This window comes from Williamsia sp. M5A3_1d, assembly GCF_053345315.1.
On the sequence record NZ_JBKEZX010000004.1, the window covers coordinates 315,695 to 328,522 of the forward strand.

At 70.2% G+C, this 12,828-nt stretch carries 13 protein-coding genes; 7 read left to right on the forward strand and 6 right to left on the reverse strand.

All coding sequences use genetic code 11. The features are described 5' to 3' along the window. Positions 1-134: 134 nt before the first annotated feature. Positions 135-647 (reverse strand): DUF3093 domain-containing protein, encoded by a 513-nt coding sequence (locus tag ACLBW1_RS18380; protein ID WP_447813243.1) that lies wholly within the window; start codon positions 645-647, stop codon positions 135-137. A gap of 22 nt (positions 648-669) precedes the next feature. Here ACLBW1_RS18380 and dut point away from each other — a divergent pair, with 22 nt between their 5' ends. Together dut and ACLBW1_RS18390 are read left to right on the forward strand one after the other, a co-directional pair. Further along, entirely contained in the window at positions 670-1,155 is a 486-nt protein-coding gene (gene dut, locus ACLBW1_RS18385; protein WP_447813244.1) for a dUTP diphosphatase, read from the forward strand. A 5-nt stretch (positions 1,156-1,160) separates the two neighbouring features. Next, on the forward strand, positions 1,161-2,042 hold the full coding sequence (locus tag ACLBW1_RS18390; protein WP_447813245.1) for a DUF3710 domain-containing protein: 882 nt from the start codon (positions 1,161-1,163) through the stop codon (positions 2,040-2,042). Between the two features lie 6 nt (positions 2,043-2,048). Here ACLBW1_RS18390 and ACLBW1_RS18395 read toward each other — a convergent pair whose 3' ends face one another. Further along, positions 2,049-2,780: an alpha/beta hydrolase gene (locus ACLBW1_RS18395; protein WP_447813246.1), complete on the reverse strand. Its 732-nt coding sequence runs from the start codon at positions 2,778-2,780 to the stop codon at positions 2,049-2,051. A gap of 103 nt (positions 2,781-2,883) precedes the next feature. Between ACLBW1_RS18395 and ACLBW1_RS18400 the strand changes: the two genes are divergently transcribed. Both ACLBW1_RS18400 and ACLBW1_RS18405 read left to right on the forward strand, forming a co-directional pair. Beyond that, complete coding sequence (locus ACLBW1_RS18400; protein WP_045822558.1) at positions 2,884-3,258, forward strand: OB-fold nucleic acid binding domain-containing protein; 375 nt, start codon at positions 2,884-2,886, stop codon at positions 3,256-3,258. Further along, entirely contained in the window at positions 3,248-4,006 is a 759-nt protein-coding gene (locus ACLBW1_RS18405) for a DUF3159 domain-containing protein (protein WP_447813247.1), read from the forward strand. Before ACLBW1_RS18400 ends, ACLBW1_RS18405 begins: the two co-directional genes overlap by 11 nt. On the opposite strand, the gene ACLBW1_RS18410 is transcribed toward ACLBW1_RS18405, so the two are convergent. Together ACLBW1_RS18410 and ACLBW1_RS18415 are read right to left on the reverse strand one after the other, a co-directional pair. Further along, on the reverse strand, positions 4,003-4,662 hold the full coding sequence (locus ACLBW1_RS18410) for a potassium channel family protein (protein WP_447813248.1): 660 nt from the start codon (positions 4,660-4,662) through the stop codon (positions 4,003-4,005). The genes ACLBW1_RS18405 and ACLBW1_RS18410 overlap by 4 nt on opposite strands. A gap of 46 nt (positions 4,663-4,708) precedes the next feature. Beyond that, positions 4,709-5,371 (reverse strand): potassium channel family protein, encoded by a 663-nt coding sequence (locus tag ACLBW1_RS18415; RefSeq protein ID WP_447813249.1) that lies wholly within the window; start codon positions 5,369-5,371, stop codon positions 4,709-4,711. 91 nt (positions 5,372-5,462) lie between these two features. Here ACLBW1_RS18415 and ACLBW1_RS18420 point away from each other — a divergent pair, with 91 nt between their 5' ends. Genes ACLBW1_RS18420 through dxs form a run of 3 tightly spaced genes read left to right on the forward strand, consistent with a single transcriptional unit; the run spans position 5,463 to position 10,844 of the window. Then, positions 5,463-7,517 carry an APC family permease gene (locus tag ACLBW1_RS18420; protein ID WP_447813250.1) on the forward strand — a complete coding sequence of 685 codons (2,055 nt, stop codon included), beginning with the start codon at positions 5,463-5,465 and terminating at the stop codon, positions 7,515-7,517. Beyond that, positions 7,514-8,875 (forward strand): class I SAM-dependent RNA methyltransferase, encoded by a 1,362-nt coding sequence (locus tag ACLBW1_RS18425; protein WP_447813251.1) that lies wholly within the window; start codon positions 7,514-7,516, stop codon positions 8,873-8,875. The genes ACLBW1_RS18420 and ACLBW1_RS18425 overlap by 4 nt, the downstream gene beginning before the upstream one ends. Positions 8,876-8,906: 31 nt before the next feature. Next, positions 8,907-10,844, forward strand: a complete 1,938-nt coding sequence (dxs, locus tag ACLBW1_RS18430; RefSeq protein ID WP_447813252.1) for a 1-deoxy-D-xylulose-5-phosphate synthase — start codon at positions 8,907-8,909, stop codon at positions 10,842-10,844. A 3-nt stretch (positions 10,845-10,847) separates the two neighbouring features. Here the strand turns inward: dxs and ACLBW1_RS18435 are convergent, their stop codons facing one another. Together ACLBW1_RS18435 and ACLBW1_RS18440 are read right to left on the reverse strand one after the other, a co-directional pair. Beyond that, positions 10,848-12,161, reverse strand: coding sequence for an HRDC domain-containing protein (locus ACLBW1_RS18435; protein ID WP_447813253.1), 1,314 nt, complete (start codon positions 12,159-12,161; stop codon positions 10,848-10,850). A gap of 11 nt (positions 12,162-12,172) precedes the next feature. Beyond that, positions 12,173-12,766 carry a DUF3000 domain-containing protein gene (locus ACLBW1_RS18440; protein ID WP_447813254.1) on the reverse strand — a complete coding sequence of 198 codons (594 nt, stop codon included), beginning with the start codon at positions 12,764-12,766 and terminating at the stop codon, positions 12,173-12,175. Positions 12,767-12,828 lie beyond the last annotated feature (62 nt).

The following is a 12,828-nucleotide window of genomic DNA, read 5'->3' on the forward strand; positions in this document are numbered from 1 at the left end:
ACAAGGGGAGTGAACGAGGTCGCCGATGACGGCGACGAGAACACGAGCGCCGATCCGCCGAACAGGCGGGTCGGCGCTCGTCGTTCCGGGGGGCCTGTCGTCCCGCGGGGTCTGATGTCCAGCAGGGCCCGGGATCAGGTCTGTTCGGCCGAGGCGTCGGTCAGACCGATGGCGGCGAGCAGCTCGGCGGGGTGTCGGGTGCTGACCAGCCAGTAGGGCGTCGGGTCGTCGGGGTCGTCGAGGACGAGCAGCACCATCGTCTTCACCCAGGCGCGATGCATCATGAACGCGGCCGGGTCGAGCTGCCGTCCGAGTGCCGCGCTCTTCGCCGTCGCCGGGATGGTCGCGCCTCGCGAGATCAGCGAGACGGGCAGATGTGCCTTGTGGGCCCACAACTCGCCGTCGGCGGTCACGCGGACGGTGACCCGGCCCATCGACCACAGCATCCACACCGCGAGCACCGCGACCACGAGGTAGGCGACGAAGCTCCACGACGCCTGTCGCGCCGCGAGCTGGATCTCGTAACCGAACACCCCGACCACCACCGCAGCCGCCGGCCACCACCACCACGGGACCCGCAGACGCTCGGTGAAACGGTCGGCGACAGGGGACAACCCGCGCTCGTCGGTCGATGAAAACGATGCCACCAGGCCAGCGTAGTCTTCGCCTGTGGCAGTCGATGCGCAGGTCGAGACGGTTGCATTCCGACGACTCGACCCCTCGGTCCCCCCTCCGCGCCGCGCGCACGACTCTGATGCCGGGGTCGATCTGTGCAGCACCGTCGACACGGTTCTGGCCCCCGGGGCACGCGAACTCGTCCCGACCGGTATCGCGGTGGCACTACCCGTCGGCACGGTGGGCCTGATCCATCCGCGCTCGGGCCTGGCCACCCGTGTCGGGCTGTCCATCGTGAACACCCCCGGCACCGTCGACGCGGGCTACCGCGGCGAGATCAAGGTGTGTCTGATCAATCTCGACCCGGCCGAGCCGATCACCATCAACCGCGGAGACCGCATCGCGCAGTTGCTGGTCCAGCGGGTCGAGTTGCCCGAGTTCGTGGAGGTCGACACCCTCGACGAGACCAGTCGCGGGACCGGCGGCCACGGCTCGAGTGGTGGTCACGCGTCACTCGTCGACCCGCGTCGGGAAGGATGACGAGCATGACGGAGGAGATCGGTACCGGGCGGGGACCGTACGACATCGAGGATCTGGCCGACGACGTCGACCTGACCAACTCACATCTCGATCTGGGGTCGGTGCTCGTGCCGGTCGTCGAGGGTGGTCAGGTCACGGTCGAGATGACCGCCGACCACCAGCCCCAGGCGGTCCACCTGGTGACCCCGCACGGTCGCATCAGCGTCGCTGCGTTCGCCGCCCCGCGTTCGCCCGGTCTCTGGCGAGAAGTGGTGGGGGAGTTGGTCGACACCCTGCGCACCGACGGCGCGGAGGCATCCACCGAGGACGGACACTGGGGTCGCGAGGTCGTCGCCGTCGTGCCCGGCGGAGTACACCGGTTCATCGGCGCCGAGGGACCCCGCTGGATGGTCCGATGCGTCGCGAGCGGTCCACCGGAGACCGCAGACGACCTCGCGCCCGTCGCCCGGGCCGTGCTCAGCGAGTCGGTGGTGCGACGTGGCCCCGATCCGCACCCGCCGCGTGATCCGCTGCCTGTCTCATTGCCCCCCGTGCTCGCCGAACAGGTGTTCGCCGCGCAGCAGCAGATGCAGGCCGACGGAGTGATGGACCAGTTCGCGGCGCCGCCCGAGGACCTCGCCGAGCAGATCCCGACCGCCCCGGCCGGGTCCGTGCCCGCCGTCGAACCCACAGTCGCCGAGGCCGATGTGGCGCCCGAGGGTGCCATCGCCCAGAGCGCACGAGCACACGTCATCGGCGAGGACGACCCGGTGGGGACCGACGTCCACCCTGATGTGGAGGACGCCGCCGGGCAGGAGTCGTCCGAGGCCGAGGCCGAGGCCGATCGGTCGCGTCGGTCGTCGGGATCGGCGCTGCAGCGTCTGCGCCGACGGCAGGGCAGGAAGTAGGTCCGCTCAGGCGAGGTCGGCCCAGGCCGCCGCGGCCGCGCGGCCGATGGTGGCCGCGTCATCGCCCCAGGCGTCGAACGTGATTGATCGCATCGCCGACCGTGCGGCGAGGTGGGTCCACCGCTCGGCGAAGTGGTGCGGATGGACGGGATCGTCGCGGACACCCACCACCGCCAGCGGTACCCCCAGCGCGGACACCATCTCTGCGGTCGGGGTGCGCATCGCCGCGGCCTCGGCGAGATGTGATCGCAGCGGTGCCCCGATGGACGTCCACGACCGCGCCAGTTCCGCGCCCAGCCACGGGGGCGTGTTCGCCCGCATCTGCGCGACGGCGCCGTCGGTCCCGAGTCGGTCGATGAGGTCGACGGTCGCCATCGCACTCAGTGCCGCGGGCGAGGGCGCGGTCTCCCCGTCGAACAGCCAGGGCGGCATCGCGGCGACGACACCGACGCACGATGTGGATCCGAGCGCCCACCGCACTCCCACGCAGGCGCCGATGGAGATCCCTGCGACCACGACGCGACCCTCGGCGCCGGCCGCGTCGTCGAGGGCGCGTAGGTAGGTGTCCACGACGCCGTCGGGGCCGGGATCGACAACGGTCAGACGCACCCCCAGCGTGTCGGCGAGTGGGGTGAACGCGCGCCGCGCGTAGTCGGCGTCCGAGCCGGTCCCCGGCAGCCCCACCAGTACCGATGCGGTGCCGCGGCCGGTGGCTTCCGAGGGTGTGACAGCAGCCATCCCATGATCCTGCCCCGTGGGTGGTGTGGTGTTCGGGCGAGGTCTACCCTGGCGATCCAGGGGTGGTCCCCACGCCCCCTACGAGCAGTACGGAAAGGGTGCGATGACCGCAGGAGCCGGATACCTCAAGCGCCTCACCCGGCGTCTCACGGAGGATCTCGAGCAGGCTGACGCCGAGAAGATCTCGGAGCAGTCGCAGGCGACCGGTGCCCAGCGCGCATGCGACTGTTCGCGTGGCGAGGAGGTCAGCATGCTCGGTGAGCTGCGGTCGGTACAGACCTGTTCGAAGGCGACGAAGACCGGTGTGGTCGCGGAGTTCTTCGACGGCACCGACGTCGTCGTCCTGAAGTGGATCGGGCGCAACCGCATCCCCGGGATCGAGCCGGGACGCAAGATCACCGTGCGCGGTCGCCTCGGCGAGAAGGACGGCGCCAAGGTGATCTACAACCCGTACTACGAGCTCCTCGGTGACGACTGATCCCTCGCGTGGCCTGTCCGACCCCGATCACGCACCCGACACCCCGGATACCGTCACGACAGCCGCGGCCGCGGCGCCCACCCTGCTCGAACAGATGGGTGGCATCCCCGGCCTGATCTTCTCGACCGTGCCGATCGTCGTGTTCGTCACGGCCAACGCCATCGGCGGTCTCACCCCCGGCATCATCGCCGCCGTCGCGGTGTCGGTGGCGATCTTCGCCTACCGGCTCATCCGCCACGACCCCATCCAGCCCGCCGTCTCGGGCCTGTTCGGCGTCGCCATCTGTGTGTTCATCGCGCACCGCACCGGCGACGCGAAAGGCTTCTTCCTCGTCGGCATCTGGACGACGCTCGTCTACGCGGGCGCGTTCGTGCTGTCGATCCTGGTGCGCTGGCCGCTGGTCGGTGTCATCTGGAACGTGGTGAACGGCAACGGGACCGCCTGGCGCAAGCACCGGCGGACCCTGCTCGCGTACGACCTCGCGACCGCGGTGTGGGCGGTGCTGTTCGGCGTGCGGTACCTCGTCCAGTCGTTCCTCTACGACTCCGACCAGACGGGTCTGCTCGCCGCGGCACGCATCGGGATGGGGTGGCCGCTGACCATCGCGGCGGGGTTGGCGACGGTCCTGCTGGTCCGCTGGGCCGAGCGCGAGGAGGCGACCGAGCCCGAGCTCGATGCGGCGACCGAGGCGCACGCGGTGCCCGGCACCGACGAGGGGCACGGGACCGGCGCCGACGACCGCGCCTAGAGACTGAGGATCGCCTCGCGCAGGGCCTCTTCCACCTCGGTCGGCGCGATGAACACCAGTTCGTCGCCGCCCTCCACCGGATCGTCGGCCTGGGGCACGATCACCCGTCCACCGCGCAGGATGGCCACCAGGGCGGCGTCACGCGGCAGCACCAGCTTGCGGACGGGCTTGCCCGCGAACGAGGTGTCCTGCGGCAGGGTGATCTCCACCAGGTTCGCCTGACCCTGTCGGAAGGTCATGAGCCGCACCAGATCACCGACCGAGACGGCCTCCTCCACCAGGGATGCGAGGATGCGCGGCGTGGACACCGCCACGTCGACACCCCACCCCTCGTCGAAGAGCCACTCGTTGCGGGGATCGTTCACGCGGGCCACCACCCGGCCCACCGCGAACTCGGTCTTGGCGAGCAGACTCACCACGAGGTTGGCCTTGTCGTCGCCGGTGGCCGCGACCATCACGTCGTAGGTGTGCAGCTGCGCCTGCTCGAGGTTGTCGAGTTCGCAGGCGTCGCCGTTGATCCACGTGGCCCCGGGCACCGAGGCCTCGTCGATGTTGTCGAGGCGTCGCTCAACCAACATCACCTCGTGGCTGTTGTGGAGCAGTTCGCGGGCGATCGACCGACCCACCGCGCCCGCCCCGGCGATGGCGACCTTCACCGTCGACCCCCTCCGTCGTGGGAACCGGGGACCATCGCGGCCCCGGTCATCCTGCGTCCCGTTCGCCCGCCGCGACCTCGAAGGCGTTGTCGCGATTGTCGCGCAGCACGGAGACGAACACGTTGTCGTCCTGCTGCAGCACCGTGCGCGGCTCGGGCAGGAGGGCGTTGCCGAGTCGGTTGATGAACGCGATCCGCGCGCCGGTCTCCTCCTGGAACACCGCCGCGGTCTGCCCGATCCAGCTCTCGTGGAACGGGATCAGCGTCACCAACACCGACCCGGAGGGATCCCGCCACGCCGTCGACGGGCTGCCTTCACCGAGGGCGGCGACGAAGCGCTGCGTGGTCCACGGCACCGTCGCGACGGTGGGGATGCCCAGGCGTTCGTAGACCGCGGCGCGCTTGGCGTCGTAGATCCGGGCGACGACCTTTTCCACGCCGAAGGTCTCGCGCGCGACACGCGCGGCGATGATGTTCGAGTTGTCGCCGGAGGACACCGCGGCGAACGCGTCGGCGTCGGCGATGCCGGCGGTCCGCAACACGTCCCGGTCGAAGCCCACGCCCTTGACCGTGGTGCCGGCGAACCCGCTGCCCAGACGGCGGAACGCCGAGGGGTCGCGGTCGACGACCGCCACCTCATGGCCCTTGCCCTCCAGGGCGAGGGCGAGGGACGAACCGACCCGGCCGCACCCCATGATCACTACCCGCACCAGCGTCCTCCTCGGTACAACCGGACCCGCGACCGTCAAAACGCTACCGCCCCACGTCGCCGCGGTGACCACCACGTCCTATGGTTGCCCAGTGTCCACGGTGTCCAAGCTGTCCGTAGCGGCGAAACGGCTCGTCCTCGGACGTCCGTTCCGGAGCGACACCCTCGGCGCGACCCTGTTGCCCAAGCGGATCGCGTTGCCGGTCTTCGCCTCCGACGCGATGTCGTCGGTCGCCTACGCGCCGCAGGAGATCTTCCTGGTGCTGTCGGTCGCGGGACTGTCGGCCTACACCTACACCCCGTGGATCGGTGTCGCCGTCGCGGTGGTGATGGCCGTGGTGGTCGCGAGCTACCGACAGAACGTGCACGCCTATCCCTCCGGCGGCGGCGACTACGAGGTGGCGACGGTCAATCTCGGCCCCAGGGCCGGTCTCACCGTCGGCAGCGCGCTGCTCGTCGACTACATCCTCACCGTTGCGGTCTCGATCTCCTCGGCCGCGGAGAACATCGGCTCGGCCATCCCGTTCGTCGAACAGCACCGGGTGCTGTTCTGTGTGGTGGCCATCGTGCTCCTCACCAGCGTGAACCTGCGCGGCATCCGCGAGAGCGGCACCGCCTTCGCCATCCCGACCTACGCGTTCATCGCCGGCATGGTCGTCATGCTGATCTGGGGTTTCGTGCAGATCTTCGTCCTCGGTGACGACATCAGCTCCGAGACCGCCGACTTCGGTGTGAAGGCCGAGAACAACCACCTCGTCGGCATCGCATTCGTGTTCCTCATCGCCCGTGCGTTCTCCTCGGGGTGTGCGGCGTTGACCGGTGTCGAGGCCATCAGCAACGGTGTCCCGGCGTTCCAGAAGCCGAAGTCGCGCAACGCCGCCACGACGCTGTTCCTGCTCGGCGCGATCGCGGTCGTGCTGCTGCTCGGCATCATCCTGCTCGCGCAGAAGATCGGCGCGAAGTACGTGGAGAACCCGGCCGCCGACCTCACCGGCGCACCCGAGGGCTACCAGCAGAAGTCCCTCGTGGCGCAGCTCGCGCACGCGGTGTTCTCGAACTTCACCCCGGGGTTCTACTTCGTCACCATCGTGACCGCGCTGATCCTCGTGCTCGCCGCCAACACCGCGTTCAACGGATTCCCCGTGCTGGGTTCGGTGCTCGCACAGGACCGCTACCTGCCGCGCCAGCTGCACACCCGCGGTGATCGCCTCGCGTTCAGCAACGGCATCCTGTTCCTCGCGATCGCCGCGATCGCGTTCGTCGTGGCGTTCGGCGCGCAGGTCACCGCCCTCATCCAGCTCTACATCGTGGGTGTGTTCGTGTCGTTCACGCTGAGCCAGATCGGCATGGTGCGGCACTGGACCCGCCATCTGCGCACCGAGACCGACCCGGGTGCGCGCGGCCGGATGCAGCGGTCGCGGATCATCAACTCCATCGGGCTGGCGATGACCGGCACGGTGCTCGTGATCGTCCTCATCACCAAGTTCCTCGCCGGCGCGTGGATCGCGATCGTGGCGATGGTCGCGATCTTCGGGTTGATGCAACTCATCCACCGGCACTACGCGTCGGTGCAGACCGAACTCGACAACAGCGAGTACGAGACGATCCTGCCCAGCCGCACCCACTCGGTGGTGTTGGTGTCCAAGCTGCACCTGCCGACCAAGCGGGCCCTGGCGTTCGCGAGGGCCACGCGCCCCGACACCCTCGAGGCGATCACGGTCAACGTCGACGACCGGGACACCCGGCGCCTCGTCGCGGAGTGGGAGAGCAGCGACATCACCATCCCGCTCAAGGTGATCGCGTCGCCCTACCGCGAGATCACCCGGCCGGTCATCGATTACGTGCGTCGACTCCGCCGCGAGTCGCCGCGCGACGTCATCACCGTGTTCATCCCCGAATACGTCGTCGGCCACTGGTGGGAACAGATCCTGCACAACCAGTCGGCGCTGCGACTCAAGGGCCGACTGCTGTTCGAGCCCGGCGTGATGGTGACATCGGTTCCGTGGCAGCTCAGTTCGTCGGACCGCCGCAAGAACAAGGATCGGGTCTACAACGCACCGGGCGACCTCCGCCGCGGCATGGTGGGTGCGGTCGAACCCCGCAGCACGCCGCCCGGTGCCGGCGGATCCGGCAGCGACACCCCGTGAGCGCCCGGCCTGCGGAGTCCGGGGGCTGGACGGGTTCGCGGCGGGAACTCACCGACCTGCGCCCGGCCCACGGCGGAGCGATGGTCGGTCGCGACGAGGGGCGCGCGGTGTTCGTGCGCGGCGCCCTGCCCGGTGAACGCGTCCGGGTCGAGGTGACCGACGACCGCCACCGCGCCTACTGCCACGCCGAGATCGTCGAGATCGTCGAACCGTCGGCGCAACGGATCGATCCGGTGTGCCCGGCCGCGGCCGCCGGAGCCGGGTGCTGCGACCTCTCGTTCGTCACCGACGACCACGCCCGCGACATCAAGGCGACGGTCCTGGGCGAACAGCTCGAACGACTCGGCGGCTGGTCGCCGGACGCACTGGGTGCAGCCGGTGTCGACCGCGTGGAGGTCATGTCACTCGGGGCTCCGACGCAGTGGCGGACCCGGGTGCGGATGCCCGTCGACACCCACGGAGTCGTCGGTGTGCACGCCCCGGCCTCGGATGCCGTCGTGACCGGTGCGCGGTGCGCACAGCCCGTCGCCGGGCTGCTCGCCGGACTCGACACCCACTCGTGGACCCCGGGCGCCGAGGTGGTCGCGGTGGCCGACGACGACGGCGTGATGCACCTGACCGAACTCGTGCTGAGCCCCGCGACACCCCCGCGGGGTCGGTCCGGACGGGGTCGTCGTGACGACCGCCGAGGGCGGGCACAGCGCGCCCGCGCCGGTCGCGCGGTGTCGCGGGAGACCGTGGTCGCGGGGTCCGACACCGCCGTGCACCGCGTAGGGAGCCGCACGTGGCTGCTGCCGGTGACCGGCTTCTGGCAGGCCCATCGCTCCGCGCCCACCCGCTACGGCGAGATCGTCGCGGCCATGGCCGCGCGCCACGCTCCGACGGCGGAGTCGGCGTGGGATCTCTACGGCGGTGTCGGGGTCTTCGCCGGCGCACTGTGCGACACCGTCGAGTCCCTGACCTCGGTGGTGGTCGTCGAAGCCGACGTCTCCGCGGCTGCCGCCGCGCGTGTCACCTACGCCGACGACGATCGGGTGGCGGTCTACCGCGGCCCCGTCGACGCTGCCCTCGCGAACCTGCCCGCACCCGACGTCGTGGTCGCCGATCCGCCGCGCAGCGGCGCCGGTCGCTCGGTCGTGCAGGGCATCTGCGCGGCCGGGCCCGCGCTGGTCGTCCACGTCGGCTGCGACGCCGCGACGTTCGCGCGTGATCTGGGCACCTACCGCGAACTCGGTTACCGACCGGTCGAACTGGTGGGGCTCGACGCATTCCCCCTGACCCATCACGTCGAGGCGATCGCGGCGCTGGTGCCCGACCCCACACACGATGGTGGCCGATCGGACCCGCTCCTTCCGTAGACTCGACGTCACCATGGGAGAAGGAGCGTCGATGGGTGTGCTCGACAGGATCGATTCGCCGCGGGATCTCGCCGGCCTCACGGCGGCGGAGCTCGAGGAGCTCGCCGCCGAGATCCGTGCGTTCCTCATCGACAAGGTCTCGGCCACCGGCGGGCACCTGGGCCCCAATCTGGGCGTGGTCGAGCTCACCCTCGCCATCCACCGTGTCTTCGAGTCGCCGTCGGACGCGGTCATCTTCGACACCGGGCACCAGTCCTACGTCCACAAGATCGTCACCGGTCGTCGCGACGCCTTCGACACCCTGCGTCAGCGCGGTGGATTGACGGGATACCAGGAGCGCGCCGAGAGCGAACACGATTGGGTCGAGTCGTCGCACGCGTCGGCAGCGCTGTCGTACGCCGACGGTCTGTCCAAAGCGTTCGAGCTGACCGGCCGCCGCCGCCACGTCGTCGCCGTCGTCGGCGACGGCGCACTCACGGGCGGCATGTGCTGGGAGGCACTGAACAACATCGCGGCCGGCGATCGACCGCTGGTCGTGATCGTCAACGACAACGGTCGCTCCTACGCCCCCACGATCGGCGGTCTCGCCGACCACCTCGCGGGTCTGCGGTTGCAGCCCGGCTACGAGAAGTTCCTCGACGAGGGACGCCGCATGCTGACCGGCGTGCCGGTCGTCGGGTCGGTCGCCTACGCCGCGCTGCACGGCATGAAGAGCGGCATCAAGGACTTCCTCGCACCCCAGGCCATGTTCACCGACCTCGGCATCAAATACGTCGGCCCGGTCGACGGCCACGATCAGTCCGCGCTCGAGAGCGCCCTGGCGCGCGCGAAGTCGTTCGGTGGACCCGTGATCGTTCACACCGTCACCCGTAAGGGGATGGGCTACGCGTACGCCGAGAACGACGAGGCCGACCAGATGCACGGCATCGGAATCATCGACCCGCTCACCGGTCGCGCGACCAGCGTCCCGCCGCAGGACTGGACATCGGTGTTCTCCGCGGCACTCGTGGAGGCGGGTTCGCGACGCGACGACATCGTCGCCATCACCGCGGCCATGGCCGGGCCCACCGGTCTCGCCCCGTTCGGCGCACGTTTCCCCGACCGCCTCTTCGACGTCGGCATCGCCGAGCAGCACGCGCTCACCTCGGCGGCCGGCCTCGCACTCGGTGGTCTGCATCCCGTGGTCGCCATCTACTCCACATTCCTCAACCGCGCGTTCGACCAGCTGCTGATGGACGTGGCGCTGCTCGAACAGCCCGTCACGCTGGTTCTCGACCGATCCGGTGTCACCGGGCCCGACGGCCCGAGTCACCACGGCATGTGGGATCTGTCGCTGATGGCCCTGGTCCCCGGGCTGCGCGTGGCCGCACCGCGCGACGCCGTCCGCCTCCGCGAGGAGCTCGGCGAGGCACTCGACACCGCCGACGGGCCGACCGCGCTGCGTTACTCCAAAGGCGCAGTGCCCGAGGACATCCGGTCGATCGAGCGGCTCGCCGACGGCACCGACGTCCTCTACCGCTCGTCGACCACCGGTCCCGCGGACGTCCTGGTGGTCGGTGTCGGGGCGTTCTGCGCGCTGGCCGTCGACACCGCAGGTCGTCTCGCGCAGCAGGGCATCGACGTCACCGTCGTCGACCCCCGGTGGGTGTTGCCGGTCAACGACTCCATCGTCGATCTGGCCCGCAAGCACCGTCTCGTGGTCACTCTCGAGGACAACGGGGTGCACGGCGGTGTCGGGTCGGCCATCAGCGACCGGCTGCGCAACGCCGGGCTCGATGTGCCCGTGCAGCAGCGTGGCATCACCCAGGAGTTCCTGGCCCACAGCAGCCGCAACGAGATCCTCGGCGACCTCGGGCTCACCGCACAGGATCTGGCCCGCACCATCACCGCCACCGTCTCGACGATGCAGTCGATGACGCCGATGGGCGACGACGTCACCTCTGAGAAGGACGTGACGGTCGAGAAGTAACGCTCAGACCGCCGGTTCCGCGTCGCCCGCGGGCGTCTCGGGCTCCGGCGGCGCGGTGAACGCCGTGAACAACAGTGGCGTACACAGTTCGCGCTGCCAGCGTCGGGCGCCACCGCGGGTCAGGCGTTCGGTGATCGCTTCCAGCGTCACCGGCTCACCGACCCCATCCCAACAGATCTGACGCATCAGATCGGGTTGCAGGAGGTTCTCCACGGGGGTCTCCACGCGTTCGGAGAGTTCGGCCAGGGCGGTCCGGGTGGCCGACAACCGTTGTGCCGCCTCGGGATTGCGATTGGCCCAGCGATTCACGGCCGGTAGCCCGACACCGCCGGCATTGCGCGGTGGGAGGTCGGCGTCGGCGAGTCTGCGGGCCCGGTCGATCGCGCCGAACCACCGGCGCGCGAGGCGACGTTGGCGGTGCCCACCGAACACGGGGAGTCGGGTGAGGTCGTCGGCGGAGGCGGGGGAGGCCTGCGCGGCGGCGACGATCGCGGAATCGGGCAGCACGCGTCCCGGGGCGATGTCGCGTTCGATCGCCAGTTCCTCTCGCGAGGACCACAGTTCGCGCACGATCGCCAGCGCTCGTGTCGATTTCACGGTGTGCAGCGATGATGTGCGACGCCACCGGTCGACCCGTGGTGGCGGTTCGGGTTTGGTGCGCACGTACTCGAACTCCTGCGCCGCCCACTCGTCCTTGCCGGCCGCGACGAGGTCGGCGGCGACGGCGTCACGCAGCTCGATCAGCACCTCGACGTCGAGGGCGGCGTAGTTCAACCACTCGTCGGGCAGCGGTCGGCGGGACCAGTCGGCAGCGCCGTGGCCTTTCACCAGTCCGAGACCGAGGTGGTGGGCCACCATGGCCGCGAGGTTGACCCGGGGCAGGCCCAGGAGACGCCCGCCGAGCTCGGTGTCGAACAGGTCGGCGCACACGAAACCCAGTTCGCGCAGGCAGGGGAGGTCCTGGTCGGCGGCGTGCAGGACCCACTGCGGCCCGTCGAGGGCGGCGATCACACCGCCGAGCGCGTCGGGGTGGTCGATGGGGTCGATGAGGAACGATCCCGACCCACGCCGGCGGATCTGTACGAGATAGGCCCGTCCGGAGTAGCGGAAACCCGATGCACGTTCGGTGTCGAGAGCGACCGGGCCCTCGCCCGCGGCGAGCAGCTCCGCCGCCTCGCTGAACTCGGCCGGGGTACGCAACACCGGCGGCACACCGTCGGCCGGTTGTGTCAGCGGCGTGACCTCCGGTTCCGCGTCGACATCGGGCGTACTCGCATCGGAGCCGGGGCTCGGATCGGGCGGGGTGGGATCACTCATGGCACGACCACTCAGGTGGCCGCGCCGCCGGCGCCGAGGTTGGTGACCCCGGTCGGCGGCAGACCCGCCGCCGATGACAGCACCTCGCAGAAGGCCTCGACGTGGGCGGACAGATCGGTCCCGGTGGCGGTCCAGGAGGCACGCAGTTCGAGCTGGTGGGCGCGGGGCGGGCCGGAGATGTCGCCGTAGCGGACCGACGTCGTGGAGGTGACGGTGCCGCCGAGTGCGGTGATCTCGGTGACCGAGAGGGCGTCGGCGAGCCAGCTCCACGCCACCTCGGGCAGCAGGGGGTCGGTGGCCAGCGCGGCCTCGACCTCGGCCTGGACGAACGCCACGAGACGCATCGTCCCGTTCCAGGCGTCCTGGCCGTCGGGGTCGTAGAGCAGGATGAGACGTCCGAACGCGCTGCCGTCGGAGTCTGTCGGGATCTCGCCGTCGGGCTCGGGTTGGGCGACCTCGGCGCCGATGGCGTGGCTGTACGGAGCAAGGCGCTGGGGCGGACGGATGCTGCCGACCTCGATGTCGGGACGGATCCGTGCCGCATGCATCGAGTCGACTGCGCTGCGGAAATCGACAGGCTCCGCGCAAGCCCCGGGTGAGGTCACACGAACGAAGGTAGGCCGAACGGACTCCACCGCGCCGGAGGCGCGCCGTGGGGAGTTCGGCC